General features: G+C 67.9%; 16 protein-coding genes. 10 read left to right on the top strand and 6 right to left on the bottom strand.

Annotated elements, in window-relative coordinates:
• From IRZ30_RS08920 to IRZ30_RS17170, 3 genes are all read right to left on the bottom strand, one after another.
• Positions 1 to 547, bottom strand: a 547-nt coding sequence (locus tag IRZ30_RS08920) for a hypothetical protein (RefSeq protein ID WP_294084611.1), incomplete at its 3' end; no start/stop codon positions are given.
• A gap of 182 nt (positions 548 to 729) precedes the next feature.
• Positions 730 to 1,056 carry a redoxin domain-containing protein gene (locus tag IRZ30_RS08915; protein ID WP_366945333.1) on the bottom strand — a complete coding sequence of 109 codons (327 nt, stop codon included), beginning with the start codon at positions 1,054 to 1,056 and terminating at the stop codon, positions 730 to 732.
• 9 nt (positions 1,057 to 1,065) lie between these two features.
• On the bottom strand, positions 1,066 to 1,203 hold the full coding sequence (locus IRZ30_RS17170; protein WP_366945332.1) for a hypothetical protein: 138 nt from the start codon (positions 1,201 to 1,203) through the stop codon (positions 1,066 to 1,068).
• Between the two features lie 242 nt (positions 1,204 to 1,445).
• On the opposite strand from IRZ30_RS17170, the gene cysS reads away from it, so the two are divergent.
• Positions 1,446 to 2,645: a cysteine--tRNA ligase gene (cysS, locus tag IRZ30_RS08910; RefSeq protein WP_294084607.1), complete on the top strand. Its 1,200-nt coding sequence runs from the start codon at positions 1,446 to 1,448 to the stop codon at positions 2,643 to 2,645.
• Between the two features lie 430 nt (positions 2,646 to 3,075).
• Here the strand turns inward: cysS and IRZ30_RS08905 are convergent, their stop codons facing one another.
• Both IRZ30_RS08905 and IRZ30_RS08900 read right to left on the bottom strand, forming a co-directional pair.
• The gene (locus tag IRZ30_RS08905; protein ID WP_294084605.1) at positions 3,076 to 4,140 is read right to left on the bottom strand and encodes a tartrate dehydrogenase; all 1,065 of its coding nucleotides are present in this window, start codon (positions 4,138 to 4,140) and stop codon (positions 3,076 to 3,078) included.
• An 84-nt stretch (positions 4,141 to 4,224) separates the two neighbouring features.
• Positions 4,225 to 5,094 (bottom strand): UbiA family prenyltransferase, encoded by an 870-nt coding sequence (locus tag IRZ30_RS08900; RefSeq protein WP_294084604.1) that lies wholly within the window; start codon positions 5,092 to 5,094, stop codon positions 4,225 to 4,227.
• 160 nt (positions 5,095 to 5,254) lie between these two features.
• Between IRZ30_RS08900 and IRZ30_RS08895 the strand changes: the two genes are divergently transcribed.
• The 3 genes from IRZ30_RS08895 (at position 5,255) to IRZ30_RS08885 (ending at position 9,097) form a co-directional block, all read left to right on the top strand.
• On the top strand, positions 5,255 to 5,701 hold the full coding sequence (locus tag IRZ30_RS08895; protein ID WP_294084603.1) for an Hsp20/alpha crystallin family protein: 447 nt from the start codon (positions 5,255 to 5,257) through the stop codon (positions 5,699 to 5,701).
• 164 nt (positions 5,702 to 5,865) lie between these two features.
• Positions 5,866 to 6,840 carry a mechanosensitive ion channel family protein gene (locus IRZ30_RS08890; RefSeq protein ID WP_294084602.1) on the top strand — a complete coding sequence of 325 codons (975 nt, stop codon included), beginning with the start codon at positions 5,866 to 5,868 and terminating at the stop codon, positions 6,838 to 6,840.
• A 598-nt stretch (positions 6,841 to 7,438) separates the two neighbouring features.
• Complete coding sequence (locus tag IRZ30_RS08885; RefSeq protein ID WP_294084601.1) at positions 7,439 to 9,097, top strand: AMP-binding protein; 1,659 nt, start codon at positions 7,439 to 7,441, stop codon at positions 9,095 to 9,097.
• A 163-nt stretch (positions 9,098 to 9,260) separates the two neighbouring features.
• On the opposite strand, the gene IRZ30_RS08880 is transcribed toward IRZ30_RS08885, so the two are convergent.
• Positions 9,261 to 10,508 carry a M23 family metallopeptidase gene (locus IRZ30_RS08880; protein WP_294084600.1) on the bottom strand — a complete coding sequence of 416 codons (1,248 nt, stop codon included), beginning with the start codon at positions 10,506 to 10,508 and terminating at the stop codon, positions 9,261 to 9,263.
• Positions 10,509 to 11,007: 499 nt separating this feature from the next.
• On the opposite strand from IRZ30_RS08880, the gene IRZ30_RS08875 reads away from it, so the two are divergent.
• From IRZ30_RS08875 to IRZ30_RS08855, 6 genes are all read left to right on the top strand, one after another.
• Positions 11,008 to 11,313 carry a cupin domain-containing protein gene (locus IRZ30_RS08875; RefSeq protein ID WP_294084599.1) on the top strand — a complete coding sequence of 102 codons (306 nt, stop codon included), beginning with the start codon at positions 11,008 to 11,010 and terminating at the stop codon, positions 11,311 to 11,313.
• 1,051 nt (positions 11,314 to 12,364) lie between these two features.
• Positions 12,365 to 13,192 carry an AAA family ATPase gene (locus tag IRZ30_RS08870; RefSeq protein ID WP_294084597.1) on the top strand — a complete coding sequence of 276 codons (828 nt, stop codon included), beginning with the start codon at positions 12,365 to 12,367 and terminating at the stop codon, positions 13,190 to 13,192.
• 137 nt (positions 13,193 to 13,329) lie between these two features.
• Entirely contained in the window at positions 13,330 to 14,865 is a 1,536-nt protein-coding gene (gene guaB, locus IRZ30_RS08865) for an IMP dehydrogenase (protein ID WP_294084596.1), read from the top strand.
• A 514-nt stretch (positions 14,866 to 15,379) separates the two neighbouring features.
• Positions 15,380 to 16,549, top strand: coding sequence for a glycosyltransferase family 4 protein (locus IRZ30_RS08860; RefSeq protein ID WP_294084595.1), 1,170 nt, complete (start codon positions 15,380 to 15,382; stop codon positions 16,547 to 16,549).
• A 142-nt stretch (positions 16,550 to 16,691) separates the two neighbouring features.
• Positions 16,692 to 16,961: a zinc ribbon domain-containing protein gene (locus IRZ30_RS17165; RefSeq protein WP_366945331.1), complete on the top strand. Its 270-nt coding sequence runs from the start codon at positions 16,692 to 16,694 to the stop codon at positions 16,959 to 16,961.
• A gap of 191 nt (positions 16,962 to 17,152) precedes the next feature.
• Positions 17,153 to 17,675: acetamidase/formamidase family protein (locus IRZ30_RS08855; RefSeq protein WP_294084594.1), on the top strand; the 523-nt coding region annotated here is incomplete at its 3' end.

The raw sequence follows: 17,675 nt of genomic DNA, 5'->3' as shown, positions 1-17,675 counted from the left end.
CCTGCGCCGCGGTGCGCTCGTAGCTGTCCGGCTGCAGCACGTTCCCGAAGGCAACCTGCGTCGTGATCGAGGGGATCGCCTGGCGCAGCGTACTCTGAATCTGGGCACGCCGGTCGCGCAGGCTGTCCGGTGCCAGCACGACGATGCTCCTGAAGGGCGATTGTGCCCCGGCCACGAGGTGATTCCGGAGGTAGTCGAGGGTCTGGAAGATGTCCGGAGTGGTGTCGTCCCAGCCGACGAAGAGGAGATGCTGGTGCGCTTCCACCGGGAGGTCCGCGCTGGCCAGACGTTCGAGCGAACGGTCGACGACCTCGGTGGCGAGCGTGACGAGTATGCCGACCAGGATGATCAACCCGGCGGCCACGAGGGCGAGTCCCGCGATGCGCTGGGTCCACCCTTGATCCTCGCTGAGCGCGCCGGGATCGAACAGGTGGTCCATCGTCCACCAGAGCGCATCGCTGTAGGAGGGAAAGGCGTCCAGGCCGAAGTAGAGCAGCGTGCTGCCCGTGAGCGTGACCAGGACGATCCATCCCAGCAGCAGGGCCACCCTGCCTCCTAGGGTGAACACCCACCGCTGGAGCCAGGCGCCGACCCGTTGACGTCGCTTCTGCCGGTGCTTCGATGCTCTGCGTGACATGGCAGTCTCGCCCCGGGGCGTGTGACGCGTGATGCGTCATGCGTGATGCGTCACGGGTCATCGGTCAGGCAGTGTTGCTGTCGTTCCCGGCCTCACCCGTGGGCCAGGGCACGCGCTGCGTTCAGGGCCGCATCCGGGTCGGGCAGCTCTCGGATCGGTGCGACATCTACGTAGCGCACCGTGCGGTCGCGATCGACGATGATGATCGCCCGGTGCGAGACGTCGCGGTAGCCGGTGAACTCGTCGATCATGATCCCGAGGGCGGTCATTCCTTCGCGGTTGAAGTCGCTCAGCATCGGGAAGGTGATGCCCAGCTCCTTCGCCCAGGCCGCAGCGGCGAAATGCGTGTCAACGCTCAACCCGTAGACCTCGACCCCCGACCGACGAAACTCGTCGATCCTGTCCTGCAGCGAGGACATCTCGTTGGCTCAGCCGCTGGAGAACGCGAAGTAGTAGTATGCCAGGACGGCCGGGCGGTCCTGGACCAGCTCCGAGAGCCGTACCTGCTTGCGATCCGTGGTGATGACGGTAAAATCCGGCGCGGTCTGGCCGACTGCGATGGTCATGCCTCACCCCTTCCGTCCGCCGGCTGCCGGAGCCGGGTGACGTTGCGATTGCCCTGCATCGTCTGTGCCCGCCATTGTAGACCACACCAGCCGGCTCCCGGCGATGGGGAATCGCCGCCTCACGGGATCGTCAGGGAATGCGACCGGCTGCCGTGGTGTTGGGCGTTCAGGAACGTGATCGGGATGGTAGCATATGGGCTTGTGGGGTCGGGAGAGAGTCTCGGGTTGAGGAGGAGGGGGTCGTGCGTCTCTATAACTCGCTGACGCAGCGCAAGGAAGAGTTCACGCCGCTCGACGGCCATACCGTCCGGATGTACGTCTGTGGCATCACGCCCTACGACACCACGCACATGGGCCATGCCATGACGTACCTGACCTTCGATGTCATTAACCGCTTCTGCCAGTACCTCGGCTGGCGGGTGAAGTACGTTCAGAACGTCACCGACATCGACGACGATATCCTGCGCAAGGCGCGCGAGGTCGGCGAGCCCTGGGACCGCCTGGGAGACCGCTACATCCGGCAGTTCCAGGAGGACCTGAACGGCATCAACGTTCTCCCGCCCGCGGTCTACCCCCGGGCCACCGAAGAGATCCCGACCATCATCGAGATGGTCGCGACGCTGGTCGAGCGCGGCATGGCCTACGTGCGCGACGGCAACGTCTACTTCCGCGTGGCCACCGACTCCGACTACGGGCAGCTCTGTCGATGCAGCACCGAGGAGATGATCGCCCTCTCGGCCGAGCGTGGCGCCGACCCCAACGATCCCCGCAAGGAGAACCCGCTCGACTTCATCCTCTGGCAGGCGCAGCAACCCGGTGAGCCTGCCTGGGACAGCCCGTGGGGACCCGGTCGGCCCGGATGGCACATCGAGTGCAGCGCGATGTCCTACCGCTACCTCGGCCCGCAGATCGACATCCACGGCGGCGGTGGCGACCTGATCTATCCTCACCATGAGAGCGAGATCGCCCAGACCGAGGGCTTCACGCAGAAGGCGCCGTTCTCGCGCTTCTGGGTCCACGTAGCCATGGTCCGGTACCAGGGCGAGAAGATGAGCAAGTCGCTGGGGAACCTGGTGCTGGTGCGCGATGTCCTTCGCGACCACACGGCCGACGCGCTGCGACTCTACCTCCTCAGCAACCACTATCGCGAGTCGTTCGAGTACCAGGACGACGGTCCGGCACGCTTCGAGCCGCTGGCCGATCTGCTCCGCCGCGCCGTGCGCGTCCCGGGCGGGAGCGGTCCGGCGCTCGATGTTGCCGATACCCACCGCGCCTTCATCGACGCCATCGGCGACGACCTCGACACCCCGACCGGTATCCAGGTGCTGCGCGAGATGGCCGAGCAACTCATCTCCGCCGCCGAAGCAGGTCGCGACGTCACCGACGCCCGCGAGATGCTCCGCCAAGCCGCAGGTATCCTGGGCTTGCAGGGGACGCGGTAGGCCTGGTTTCGTAGGTCGGCGCGTGCCCGGGGCTCAAGCCGCCGGGCTGAGTAGGGGTAAGCCCACTGAAGGGGCTGCGATGGCGACATTCCGGCGTGTCCGATCCGGCAGCCCGCCATGCCCGGCGTCCCCAGCCCCTTCAGTGGGCTTCGCTTCCCAGCCCGGTGGCTTGAGCCCCGGGCACGTGCCACCGCGCGGGAATCTTCCCACCACCCGACCCTGGGGCGCGACTGCCGCCGCACTCCAAAAATAGCGGCGTCAGCCAGCTCTCCTTGTCAGCCCGGCGCCTTTCGCCCCGGGTCGCCGCCTCGGCGCGGGATCCTTCGCACCACCGTTCTAGCGAACGGCCTCCGGCATGGAACCAATCCACCGTCCTGCGGGATTCCGCCGTTGCGTGGCCCAGTGAAACCGCCGCTCCTGCCTGCGCGCCTCAGCCTGCGGACATGTGAGCGATCACGCGCTCGGCGACCTGTTCGGTGGACGCCGTGCCGCCGAGGTCGGGGGTGAGGGTTGTGCCCTCGGCGGTGGTGGCTTCGATGGCGCGCATGACCCGTGCGGCGGCGTCCGCCTCGCCCAGGTGCTCCAGCATCATCGCGCCGGCCCAGATGGCGCCGAGCGGGTTGGCCACTCCTCGCCCGGCGATGTCGGGGGCGCTCCCGTGGATCGGCTCGAAGAGTGAGGGGTGCGCCGGGTCGGCTGCGAGGTTGGCGCTAGGGGCCAGCCCCAGGCTGCCCATCAGTGCGCCTCCCAGGTCGGTCAGGATGTCGGCGAAGAGGTTGCTGGCGACCACCACGTCGAACCGCTCCGGGGCGCGGACCATCAGCGCCGCCGCCGCGTCGACCAGCAGCGACTGGACCTCGACATCGGGGTAGTCCGCGGCCACGGATGCGACCACCTCGTCCCAGAAGACCATGCTGTACTGCTGCGCGTTGCTCTTAGTGACGCTGGTTAGGTGCCGCCTGCGGGTGCGCGCCAGTTCGAAGGCGTAGCGGACGACGCGTTCGACGTTGAAGCGGGAGAAGACCGCCGTTTGCAGCGCGACCTCGTACGGCGTGCCGACGTGGATGCGCCCGCCGACGCCGGCGTACTCACCCTCGGTGTTCTCGCGGACGAAGATCATGTCGATGTCGGCCGGCCCTTTGTCCCGCAGCGGGCCGGTGATGCCCGGCAGCAGGCGGATCGGCCGGACGTTGACGTGCATGTCGAGCGCCTTGCGGATGGGGAGCATCAGGCCCCAGAGGGTGACGTGGTCGGGGATGTGGGGCGGATCGCCGACGGCGCCGAGGTAGATGGCGTCGAACCCCTTGAGGGTCTCGATCCCGTCGGCGGGCATCATCGCGCCGGTCTCACGGTAGTAATCACTACCCCAGGGGAGATCGGTCCAGACCAGCTCGGCCGACCCGGCCACGGCGGCTTCGAGGACGGCCTTGCCCGCCGGGATGACCTCCCGGCCGATCCCGTCCCCGGCGATGACGGCGATGCGGTAGCGCTGCACCTTTCGTGTCCTTCCCGGTGTGCCCTCAGTGATCGTCGGCGCGATGGTACGGGGGAACCGGGCGCCGGGCAACCGGGCACGAGGTCAGACGCCGAGGGCCACGAGCCACCCGAACCCCAGGGCAACGGCCGCGGCGCCGACGATCTTGAAGAGGTGGTGCTCAACGCGGCCCGGGGCGCGTGGGTGCGCCAGGCGGGCGGCACCCAGCGCGATGAGCACGGCCCCGGCCGCGATCAGCGCGGGCAATGGCCGGTCCGTGAGCCATGGGGCGGCGATGGCTACCTGCGCGGCGCCAAGTGCGGCCGTTCCCAGGCAGGCGGCGAGCGCCCGGTCCCGGCCGAGCCGGGCGACGAGGGTGCCGGCCCCGGCGGCGCGGTCGCTGGTCGCGTCGGGGAGCGACTGGGCCAGGTGGACGGCGAGGATCATGAGCGCGCCGAGGGGGTAGAGGAGGAGCAGGCGCGGGTCGAACCGAGCCAGGGTGACCCAGGCACAGATCGGCAGCAGCGGCAGTGCCACGAGGTACGGAACCCAGGACCAGCGAGTTGGCTTGAGCCAGAGGTCGTAGGCGAGGCCGGCGCCGGTGCCGAGGACGACCAGCCCGAGGGGCAGCAGTCCGAGCGGCGCCCCGGCTACCAGCATCAGCGCCAAGCCCCCGATTGTCACCACGAGCGCGGCTCGGGGGGAGATAAGGCCGGCAGGTATCGGCTTGGCGCGGCCGACCGCGGCGTCCAGCTCGCGGTCACAGTATTCGTTCAGCGCGCCGATGGCGATCTGCCCGCCCAGGGCTGAGATGAGGAGGAGGGAGAAGCGAAGCGGGTCGGGGTGCCCCCTGGTCGCCAGCAAGCCAAAGAGGGCGAGGGCGGCGATCACGAGCAGCACCGCCCACGGGTGCGGCAGATCGCGGTAGGCGCGCAGAGTCGCGGCGCGCCGCCGGGGAGCGGTGGGTCGATCCATGGCCACGGTCCCGCCCTGATAAGCCGTCTGGCTGCATGCGTTACGGTACCACGGTTCCAGCGACCGCGGTTGTCGGGGGAGGCGGACCGCGGTTATACTCCCGTTAGCACTCTCCGGTGGAGAGTGCTAACGAAGGGACGTAACGAAGGAGGGCAGGCCGATGGCCACCAACCGGTGGGATCCGTGGCGCGACCTCGTCACGCTACGCGACGCCATGCACACGCTCCTGGAGGACGGCCTGACGCGACCCCGGCCAGGGTTCACCGCCATCACCGCCGACGTGCCGGTCGACGTCAAGGAGACGGACGACGCCTACGTGGTGCTGGCCGCGCTGCCGGGTGTGGAGCCGGCTGACGTCGAGATCTCGGTCCTGGGCGACACGCTGCGCATCAGCGGCGAGTTCAAGGACCGCGAACCGGAGGGCACCCGCTGGCTCATGCGCGAGCGGCGCTTCGGCTCCTTCGCGCGGACGATCGGGCTGCCGACGGCCGTCAATTCCGAGCGGGCCACTGCCCAGTTCTCGAACGGTATCCTCTCGATCCAGCTCCCCAAGGTCGACGCTGCGCGGCCGAAGACGATCCCGGTGCGCATGGCCGGCGCGGAGTAATTACCCCGAACGTCATCCGAAGACCCCCTGATAGTCCTGGCGCACGCGGCGAGGCGATCGGCCTCGCCGCTGTTCCTCTCTGGCACACGTGTGCTTGGCGGGCGTCGGGTCCGTCCGGTACGCTATGCTCCGCGAGATCGGCCACCACAGGGAGGGGGACACCTGTGCTGATCGCGCCCCTCGTCGCGTCCGCGATCGACGAGTCCGTTCAAGAAGTGAGCGACCGTACCGACCGGCTGGTTGCGCTGGCACTCGACCTGGGTGCGCGTGCCATCGGCCCGGCGATCCAGATCCTGATGATCGTCGTGCTCAGCCTCGTGCTGCTGCGCCTGCTCCGTTCGGCCGTGCGCCGGACCGTCAGCCGGGTGATGGAGCGCGCCGACACGCCACCACGTGAGCTGGCCAGCAAGGCAAACACCCTGGCCAACGTGATCGAGTCGGCCGGGCGCATGCTGATTCTGATCGTGGCCGGCATGATGGTGCTGAGCAGACTCGGCGTTAACATCGCGCCGCTGCTGGCGAGCGCCGGGATCGCCGGCATCGCCATCGGCCTCGGCGCACAGAGCCTGATCAAGGACCTCATCGGCGGCTTCTTCATCCTCTTCGAGAACCAGTACGGCGTGGGCGACGTGGTCCAGATCGGCGATGCCTCGGGCGTGGTCGAGCAGCTCAGCCTGCGCCGCACGGGTCTCCGCGCGGTCGACGGCTCCTTCATCGTCGTGCCGAACGGCGACATCCGCACGGTGACCAACATGACCAAGGATTGGTCGCGCGCCGTCGTCGATGTCGCGGTGCCGTACGACGCCGACCTGAACAAGGTCATCGGGATCTTGCAGAGGCTCGTCGCCGGGCTCGAGGAGGATCCGGTCGTGGGGGACGCCGTGCTGGGGCCTGGGGAGATCACGGGCGTCGAGGCGCTGGAGGCGTCGCAGGTGAAGCTGCGCCTCCTGGTCAAGACCAAGCCGATGGAGCAGTGGCGTGTGCAGCGCGAACTGCGCCGCCGCATCAAGGACGCCTTTACCGAGGCCGGGATCAGCGCGCCCTACCCGCGCAGCGTCACCCTCATCCACCCCGTGGACGGGAACCGGGGCGAACGTCTGCCACTCGGCGACACCCCGCGTACCGCGGAGGGCGGCTAGCCACACCGTAATCGGACAACGCTTAAGCGAGAACAGGGCTCCCGTATGGGCGCCCTGTTCCCGCTGGGCAGGTGAAGCCTGGAGTGCAATCTAAGCGACCGCGAATAGCGGTCCAATACGAACATGCAAGTTGCGTGCCACCCAATTCGGTCGGTTTGGCCTGGACGTGGTCATACGGTGGCGTCTTGGCGTGTGTCCCCGAGTCGGGTGGTGGGAGGGTTCCGCGCAGTGGTGTGTGCGGGGATCGGTGGCGTGCAGATCCCCGCGCCGTGGTACGTGCCCGGCGGCTTTAGCCCCGGGCACATGCCGCGCGGCGGAGACCCTATCACCTGGACGTGAGTGCTGCCTCTCCCCAGCGCGCTACCGCTGTGCACCACCAGTCGATGCGCCGACAACCCCCAGCCCGCCGCGAGCCCTTCGCTTTCCCGCAAACCGGATCATCAAATCTCCCTGTGTCCGTTTGACGCACTTCTCGCTGCTCGCTACCATGAAGCTGAGCGATCCGTACAGTCAGACGCGCGAGCTACGCCGAGGGTAGACCATGGCGTACCTCGAGTGATGTGCTCTTCCTCGATCCCACGCAGCGAAGGAGGCTCCGATGGCGTCTGCACCCAGCGTTGAACCCAACATGCGCGACTACGAGGAGGCTCGGCGGACGTTCCGCTGGGATGTCCCCGAGTACTACAACTTCGCCGTCGATACCATCGGCAAGTGGGCGGCGGACCCGGCAAGTCCGGGTATGGTGCACATCGACCATGAGGGGCGTGAGCGGACCATCACCTTCGCCGAGTTCGCCCAGCGCTCCGACCGCCTGGCGAGCGCGCTGCGGCAGCATGGCATCGGGCCGGGCGACCGGGTGCTCGTCGTCCTGCCGCGCGTGCCGGAGTGGTGGGAAGCGATCCTGGGCATCATGAAGGTCGGGGCGATCTCCCTGCCCGGGACGACGCTCCTCCGCCCGCGCGACCTGGAGTACCGCATCAACGCCAGCGGCGCCAAGGGGATCATCACCGATCCGGAGGTGGCGGCGCGGGTGGACGAAGTCGCCGGATCCTGTCCGACCCTCACGGTGCCGATCGTCGTCGGCGGCGAGCGGGACGGGTGGATCAGCTACGACGCCGCGCTGGCCGAGGCATCTGCGGACTTCACGCCGGTCCGTACCCGGAGCGACGACCCGTGCATGCTCTACTTCACCTCCGGCACGACGGCGCACCCGAAGATGGTGCTCCACACCCATGCGTCCTACCCGATCGGGCACCTCGTCACCGGGCGGTTCTGGCTCGACCTTCGGCCGGGGGACCTCCACTGGAACCTGTCGGACAACGGCTGGGCCAAGGCCGCCTGGAGCAGCCTGTTCGGCCCCTGGTCGGTCGGGGCAACCCTCTTCATCCACGACGCGCGCGGCCGGTTCGATGCCGGGCAGACCCTGGCGACGCTGGAGCGCTACCCGATCACCTCCTTCTGTGCCGCGCCGACGGTCTACCGAATGCTGGTGCTGGAGGACCTCGCGAATTTCAAGCCGGCGGCCCTGCGAAGCTGCGTCGGGGCGGGGGAGCCGCTGAACCCGGAGGTCATCGAGACCTGGCGCGAGGCCACCGGCATGACCATCCGCGACGGCTACGGGCAGACCGAGAGCGCGGTGCTGGTGGCCAACTTCCCCCCGGTGCCGGTGCGGGTCGGGGCGATGGGCAAGCCTACGCCCGGCTTCGACGTGGCGATCATCGACGACGAGGGGCGGGAGCTGCCGCCGGGCGAGGAAGGGCATATCGGCGTCCGGATCAAGCCGGGGCGCCCAGTTGGGTTGTTCCATGGGTACTACGGCGATGAGGCGCTGACCAATGAAGTCTTCGCAGGAGAGTGGTACTACACCGGCGATCGCGCCCGGCGCGACGAGGATGGCTACTTCTGGTTCGTCGGGCGTGCCGACGACGTGATCCTGAGCGCGGGCTACCGCATCAGCCCGTTCGAGGTCGAGAGCGCGTTGATCGAGCACCCTGCGGTCGCCGAAGCCGCCGTGGTCGGCAGTCCCGACCCGATCCGTGGCCAGATCGTCAAGGCGTTCGTGGTGCTCGTCCCCGGCACTGAGGAGTCGCCGACGCTGGCGCAGGAGATCCAGGACTTCACGCGGCAGGTGACCGCACCGTACAAGTACCCCCGGGAGATCGAGTTCGTGGCGGAGCTGCCCAAGACGATCAGCGGCAAGATCCGCCGGGTGGAGTTGCGCGAGCGCGAGGCCGCGCGCAAAGGAAGCGGGGCGTAAGGCGCTGCGGTTGCTGGGATGCCGGCGCACCGGCGTCATCCCGTTGACGGCGCCTCGACCTGCTTGGCGAACGTCGCGTGCACCCAGTCCATTCCGTTGACGGTGCCCGACGCGATGAGATGGGTACGCCGCGCGAGAACCGCGCGGCGCACCAGGGTGTTTGTCAGTCGGGGAAGTCGACGATGTTGAGGTTGAGCGGGAACCGGCGGCCTTGCGGCTCCGGGGGATCCAGGCGGCTCTCGACCCAGTTGCCGGTCAACTCGTCGCTGCCGGCGATGTCCCCCGCCTGCCCGGCCAACAGGAAGTTGCGGAAGACGTACGGGAAGCCGTCCGATCCGAGCACTTCGGGTCCGGTCGTGACGTGGAGGTGCAGGTGGGGGGCGGCGGTGTTGCCGGAGTTGCCGAGGTTGGCGATCACCTGTCCACGGCGCACGCGGTCGCCCGGCTGGACTCGGATCGTGCCGAGCTTGAGGTGGGCGTAGTTGACGAAATAGCCGCCGCCGATGTCGAGCACCACGTGGTTCCCGTCGACGGTGCGGGTCGTGATCGTGGCCGGATCGGGCAGCTCGCCCGGCACCTGGTCGGGCAGCTCATCGAGCACGTCGACCACGATGCCGTCGGCCACGGCCAGGACGTCAGCGCCGTAGTCAACGTAGTTCTCGACCTTCGACGGGTCGCCGACAACCAACCGTCCCTCACTGTCGAGCCGCATCCAGTCGATCGCGAAGCGCTGGGCGTCCCAGTAGCCGCCGTTGATCGTCTGGATTGAGCCGCGGTGCACGATCTCCGGGTTGCAACAACCGTTGATCGCAACCCAGCCCGTGCCGCGCAGTGGCGGCCCGAGCACCGGCAGCCGGCCCCCACGGAGGCTAAAACGGCCGGCGGTGTAGCTGAGCGGGGTGGCCTCGGTCGCGCCGGGGTTGCTGGCGCCGAGCAAGTCGAGGTGGTGTTCGACCGCCTCGGGCACGGCATCGCGCGTCGGGAAAGCCAGCTCGATATAGAAGAAGCGCCCGCCGTTCGGCTCGATCACCGCGTCGGTGGCCGGTGCCGGGGTGAGGGTACGGAGGCGCGCGACCACGTCGTCGCCCGCATAGTCGGCAACAACGCGGTCCGGGTCGTCCGCGTCCAGCACCTGGATGCGCTGGATCGTTGCCGGGGCCATCTTGCCGTTGGTCAGGAGCAACTCGTACACGACGTGCCACTGCCCGTCGGTCCCGCGGACGGGAATCGTCTCCGGACCGACGGTTGAGACCGTAACCGGGGTGAAGATCTCCTCGGCTGGGGGCGGCGAGTCACGCGAGTGCGACGCAGCGGGCGGCGTGTCCGCCAGCGCGCCGGGACCGATGTCGGCGAGGACGGCGAGGGCAAGTACCAACGCGAGGAATAGGACCAGGCTGGCCATCCGTTTCATGGCCTCAACCCCTCTCGCTGCCACGACAGGCGTGGACGATCCGTTCCCGATACGCTCCCTTGTATCCCGTGGACGTGAAGGCTGCCCGCCGCACTCGTGGTGCCAGTGTGGGGCGGATGCGGCGGGTCGACACGGCGCCATCGCGCGGCCGCTTCCATGACTGTCAGGTTGGAATCCTTCTACGACGCGCCGCAGAACCCGCCGGGTGCGGTTGAGCGCGCTCGTCTCCGGCTCGCTCCCGACCCACGGGGCCGTCGAACCTTTCTAGATGTTCAGCTAGATATGAACTGATCGTATGGGGCTATATGAGGCTTTGGAGCTGTCGCCGGCGACCGGACGTCTCCGCCGGTCGACTCGGGCCAGGAGAGTGGCGCGGAGTGGACGCGCTATACTGCGGGGGACCGGGCGGGCAGCAAGCCCGCCCCATGTGTATCCCCGCCCGTGGCGGGAGGGACCAAGTCGAGGGGTGATCCCGCGCGAGATGATGAGGAGGAACGGAATGTCGGACGCAGCGCCCACTGATCGGCCCTTGGCCGTGCCGACTCGGCAGCTTGAGACCGAGCGGGTGATCGTCACCGAGTGGCGGTTCGCGCCCGGCGCGCACACCGGCTGGCACACGCACCAGTACGACTACGTCGTGGTGCCGATCACGACCGGGCAGTTGCGCCTGGAGACGCCGAACGGGACGGTGACGGCGGATCTCGTGGCCGGCCAGTCGTATGGCCGGGAGAAGGGCGTCGAGCACGACGTCATCAACGACAACCCCTTCGAGTTTGTGTTCATCGAGATCGAGCTCAAGCCGTAGGGCGGGGTAGGGGGCTGCCCAAGCGAAGCCCGCTACGCGGGCGAGGACGTGCCCGTTGCCGGATGGTGGCACGAACGGACGCCGTACAACGAACGTGGGATGGGTGGTGTGAGGATCCCGCGCCTCGGCCCGTGCCCGGGGCTCAGGCCCCGGGCTGACAACGAAAGCCGGCTGAAGCCGGCTCTTTGGAGTGCAGCGGCCCGAGCCGCCGCTTTGGTATCGCGCGGCCGCAGCCGCGCGCCGGGGTCGGATCCGTGCCTTCGTCGGGACGCGGGGTCGGAGGCACGCGGAACGCGGCGCTTTGGCCCGTGACCAGGGGTAGGTGGCGGGACGGATCCCCCCACTCGGCCTGTGCCCGGGGCTAATGGTGTTCGACGAATTAGTCGTGTCTACCCACCAGCGGCCTGCGACTCTCCGAATGTCATCCTTCGCTGCGTGGCCGCTCCGATACGAGATCCTTCGCTCCGCCGCCCGGCGTGCCTGCGCCGGCCGGCTCCGCTCAGGATGACAAGGACGAGACGACGGACCGGTACATGTACCACGGTAATTCGTCAAACTCCATAAGCCGCCGGGCTAGGAAGCGAAGCCCAACGAAGGGGCTGGGGACGCTGGGTCCGGTGGGCGGTCGGATCGGCTCCGCCCGGATGTCGCCATCACAGCCCCTTCAGTGGGCTTACCCACCATTCAGCCCGGCGGTGTTAGCCCCGGGCATGCGCCGAGCGGCGGAACCCAACACCAGGGTGTAAGTGCTGACCCTCAGCCGGCTTCAGCCGGCTTTGTTTGTCAGCCCGGCGCCTTTAGGCCCGGGCACGTGCCACGGTTTGGCGGCCTTCCCACCACCCGCCCTGAGCGCGGACGGCAGCGTTTACTTGTGCCTCTACCTGGTCATTGCGCCCGCTGTCGGCCCGTGACGCGACCACCCGATGGACGGATGCCTACTCGGTTCCCTCCGCAGGGCTGCCTCCGTACGTACAATAATGCAGGGGCCTTTACATAGGCGCGGGCACCCTGTAGACTTCATCAATTAACTTGGGCGCGAGCGGAGAGCGGTGTGGCGCGGGTCCTGGCTCTAGCGAATCAGAAAGGCGGCGTCGGCAAGACGACGACGGCAGTCAACGTCTCAGCCGATCTTGCGCGCCGCGGCCGGCGGATTCTCCTCATCGATCTTGATCCTCAGGGAAACGCGACCAGCAGCCTGGGCGTCGACAAGCACGGGGTCGAACGCTCCAGCTACGACGTGCTGATCGAGGGGCGGCCGGTGCTCGAGTGCCTGCTCGAAGCCGTTCGCCCACGGCTGGATCTGCTCGCAGCCAATGCCAGCCTGGCCGGAGCGGAGGTCGAGCTGGTCGGGGTGCGCAACCGGGAGTTCCGCCTGCGGGAGGCGCTGGCCGAGCCGCGCGCCGGTTACGATGCGATCGTGATCGACTGCCCGCCCTCGCTCGGCCTGCTCACGGTCAATGCCCTCACCGCCGCCGACGAGGTCATCATCCCCATCCAGTGTGAGTACCTGGCGCTCGAGGGCCTGATGCAACTCATCAACACCATCGACCTGGTCAAGCGGCGGTTGAACCCGTCGCTCGACATTCTGGGCGTGGTGATGACGATGTACGACGCGCGCACGCGCCTGTCCGCGCAGGTCGTGCACGATGTCCAGCGCTTCTTCCCGACGCGGATGTTCCGGTCGGTGATCCCGCGTACGGTGCGACTGGCGGAGGCGCCCAGCTTCGGCCAGACGATCTTCGAGTATGACGCTGCATCCCGCGCGGCGGCGGCCTATACCTTTTTGGGCGGCGAGGTGGCAGCCCGGCTTGGGCTGGCGAGCGATGAGCGCGACGAGGAGGTCGGCGCCGCGGCCGCGCGTGGGGAGGCGACGCCGTGAATCGCTCGATGTGTTGCGTGTTTCGAGATGCGTGTTTCGTGGCCCGTGACGCGCAGGCGGGAGCACGTGACGCGCTCAGCGCAACACGCAACACGAAGCACGGAACACGCAACACGCAACACGCAAGGGAGTGATCCATGACGGTGATGCGGGACCAGGAGGTAGCGAAGCTGCTCGAGACGCCGAGCCTCGACGAGGTGCTCGCCGAAAAGGTCGTGGGTGTCGGCCTGACCTTCGATGACGTGTTGCTCGTCCCGATGGAGTCGAGCGTCCTGCCCAAGGACGCCCGGACGGACTCGCGCCTGACTCGGCGCATCAGCCTGAAGATCCCGATCGTGTCCGCCGCGATGGACACCGTCACCGAGGGGCGCATGGCGATCGCCATGGCTCGCGAGGGCGGCATCGGCATCCTGCATCGCAACATGTCGATCGAGGAGCAGGTGGCCGAGGTCGACAAGGTCAAGCGGAGCGAGTCGGGGATGATCGTGGAGCCCGTCACGCTGAAGCCGGACGATCCGGTGAGCGAGGCGCTGGCGGTGATGGCCCACTACCACATCTCCGGCGTGCCGATCACCGATGAGCATGGGAAGCTCGTGGGCATCCTGACCAACCGGGACCTGCGCTTCGAGACCGACGTCAACCAGCCGATCGCCAACCTCATGACCAAGGAGAACCTGATCACGGTCCCCGTCGGTACCACGCTCGAGCAGGCCGAGGAGATCCTGCACCGGCACAAGATCGAGAAGCTCCCGGTGGTGGACGAGCACGGGTACCTCAAGGGGCTCATCACGGTCAAGGACATCCAGAAGCGCATCCAGTATCCGAACGCGACCAAGGACGCGCAGGGGCGGCTGCGGGTCGGGGCGGCGGTCGGCGTCGGTGCCGACGCACTGGATCGGGCGGCCGCGCTGATCGAAGAGGGGGTGGACGTCCTGGTGGTGGACACCGCCCACGGCCACTCCCGCGGTGTGATCGAGATGGTGGCGGCCATCAAGCGGCGCTGGGATATCGACGTCATCGCCGGGAACATCGCCACCGGTGAGGCGGCGCAGGCGCTGATTGACGCCGGTGCCGACGCGGTGAAAGTGGGCGTCGGGCCCGGGTCGATCTGTACGACCCGCGTCGTGGCGGGGATCGGTGTGCCGCAGATCACGGCGATCATGGACGTGGCCCGGGTCGCCCGCGCGGCAGGCATCCCAGTGGTCGCCGATGGCGGGATTCAGTACTCGGGCGATATCGCCAAGGCGATCGCGGCGGGGGCCGACACGGTCATGCTCGGGAGCCTGCTGGCCGGGGTGGACGAGAGCCCGGGCGAGGTCATCCTCTACCAGGGCGAGCGCTTCAAGGAATACCGCGGCATGGGCTCCTTGGGCGCGATGAAGGCGCGCTCCTACAGCAAGGACCGCTACTTCCAGGAAGACGTGGAGAGCCTGTCGAAGTTCGTGCCGGAGGGGATCGAGGGCCGGGTCGCGTATAAGGGACCGCTCTCCGCCACGCTCTACCAGCTCGTCGGTGGGCTCCGGTCTTCGATGGGCTACTGCGGTGCGGCGACGATCGCCGAGATGCAGACCAAGACCCGCTTCATTCAGATCACCTCCGCCGGGCTGCGTGAGAGCCACCCGCATGACGTGGTCATCACCAAGGAGGCGCCCAACTACCGCCTTGTTCGCTAGCGCCTAGCGTCAGTTCCCGCACACCAACCCCCGCTCCCAGACCGGGAGCGGGGGTTCTTCATGCGAGGCGGTGTCCCGGAATGGCGCGGCCTCACTCGGACCGCGTGCCGCGAGATGATGGCGTCCGCGGCCACAACCTTGACACACACAGGCTCACGTTCTATATATCATTACGGGCGTGATCCTCGGAGTCATGACGAGGGAAGAACCCCGCCTCCCTCTGCTTCAGAGGTCATGCCTCCGTGCGCCCAGCCGCCAGTCGCTGTGCCTCTCAGGCACGGGATGTGCATAGAGACGGGCGAACGGCAGGGAGGGACGAACTCCCCGCAGTGGGGGAGGACGACACAGTCAGTAGACCAGGGGCACACACTCATCGTTTCTGATGCCCGGTGACGCGGGCTCGGCATGGCGTCACCATGGCCCGGTCCGCGCCGCGGGGCGTCTCGGGGCGCCTGCCTGCGGGCGGGGCCTCCTCCTGTGTGCACCCCATCAGGTCGTAGGAGGGATCAGTGCGATGCGAATCGCGCAAATCGCACCGCTGTACGAGCGCGTGCCGCCGCGGTTGTATGGCGGGACGGAGCGCGTCGTGTACGCGCTGACGGAGGAGCTCGTGCGGCGGGGTCACGACGTCACCTTGTTCGCAACCGCAGATTCGATCACCTCGGGTCGGCTGGTGCCGATGGCGGAGGCCGGGATCCGGCTGGCGGGAATCAAGGAACCGCTCCCGCTGCACGTGGCGATGCTCGAAGAGGTCTATGCCCAGGCCGACCAGTTCGACATCATCCACTCGCACGTGGACGTGCTGGGCTTCCCCTTCGCGCGTGCTTCGGCGGTGCCGACCGTCTCCACCATGCACGGTCGGCTCGACCTGCCGGAGTACCGGCGTGTCCTGTCCCGCTTCCCCGAGCAGCATCTCGTCAGCATCAGCCACAGCCAGCGGGGTCCGGTGCAGGATCTCCCGCTCAACTGGGTTGGGACCGTCTACAACGGCATTCGGCTGGAGCACTTCCCCTTCCGCGAGGAGCCGGACGATCCACCCTATCTCGTCTTCCTCGGGCGGATCTCGCCGGAGAAGGGGCCGATCGAGGCGGTCAAGGTGGCGCGTGCGGTCGGCTTGCCGCTCAAGGTGGCGGCCAAGATCGACCCGGCCGATGCCGACTGGGCGGATGAGCATTTCCTGCCGATCCTCGAGGGCGGGGGCGTGGAGTTCCTTGGTGAGGTGGACGAGCCGACCAAGGCAGCCTTGCTCGGCGGTGCTCTGGCCACGCTGTTCCCGATCCAGTGGCCGGAGCCGTTCGGCATCGTCATGACCGAGTCGCTGGCGTGCGGCACGCCGGTCATCGCCCTGCGCGGTGGGTCGGTGGAAGAGGTCCTGGTCGACGGCGTCACCGGCTTCATCTGCGATTCACTGGAGGAGATGATCGAGGCCGTCTCGCGGGTGGACCGGATCGACCGCCGGGCCTGTCGCGCTCGTGTCGAGGACAGGTTCTCGGCGGCCGCGATGGCCGACGGCTACGAGGCGATCTACAAGCGCGTGCTGGCGACCGAAGCCGCTGCGCGGCCGGCGCTCACCATCCTGCCCCAGCGGCGGGCGGCAGCGGCTGAGCCGGTGGTGCCATTGGCGGCGAAGCAGGATCTGGTGATGCCGAAGGTCGACGAGCAGGCGGTACCGGTCGGCGAGTAGCGGTGACAAACGGGCCCAGGTGACTTGACATGGGGCAAGTCGGCGCTAGACTGGGATTTATCACTAACTATTGGCTGAGAGTGGACGATCCGCGCACCGACAACGACCCAGCGCGGCTTCCAACGAATACGAGGTGCGTCCTATGCCACTCTATGCCTTCCGCTGCGACACCTGCGGCCCGTTCGAGGTCCGTCGCCCCTTTGCTCAGGCACACGAGCCGGCGTTCTGCCCGGTGTGCTCAGCGCCGGGGCAGCGGGTCTTGACTCCGCCCGGGCTCTACCGGACATCGCCGGGCTTGCGCCGCGCGTTGGCGCTGGAAGAGCGCAGCGCGCATGAGCCGGAGGTCGTCACCCGACCACCCGGTGGATTTCCCGGGCGTCCATTCCACGTCCACGGCAATCACGTTCATTAGCGTGCATCGCACCCCCAGCGGGGGGTGCGATGCAATTTCTTGACGTGGCTCAGCGCGCCGTAGGGGCGCTGGCGAAGCGGCTTATTCGACACACCGTACCAGCGAAGGGAGGGAGAGAACGGCCGACGTGTGGCTCATCGTGTTTGGAGTGGAGGCGTCCGTCTGACGCATTCCCGAGAGGAGACGCAGTCATGCCACCCGAGGTCGTCTTCAAGATTGATCAAAGCAAGTCGATGCGCGATCAGGACGTTCCGGGACACAACCGCTGGCACCCGGACATCCCTGCCGTCGCATCAGTGAAGCCGGGCCAGGACTTCCGGATCGAGTGTCGCGAGTGGACCGACGGCCAGATCGGCAACAACGACAGTGCCGCCGACGTGCGGGATGCCAAGCTGAACGTGGCGCACATGCTCAGCGGGCCGATCGAGATCGAAGGCGCCGAACCGGGCGACCTCCTGGTCGTCGACATCCTCGACATCGGTCCGGTGCAGACGGAAACAAAAGGCCCCGCGCCGGGCCAGGGCTGGGGCTATACCGGGATCTTCGCCAAGCACAATGGCGGCGGTTTCCTCACCGACCACTTCCCCGACGCCTACAAAGCGATCTGGGACTTCCACGGGATCTACGCGACCTCACGCCATATCCCCGGCGTACGCTTCGCCGGGATCACGCACCCGGGCCTCTTCGGCACCGCTCCCTCGCACGAGCTGCTGG

The organism is Sphaerobacter sp. (genome assembly GCF_019683595.1).
Lineage (GTDB): Bacteria > Chloroflexota > Chloroflexia > Thermomicrobiales > Thermomicrobiaceae > Sphaerobacter.
Note: the sequence above shows the minus strand (reverse complement) of the source record. Positions and strands in the feature narration are given on the sequence as shown.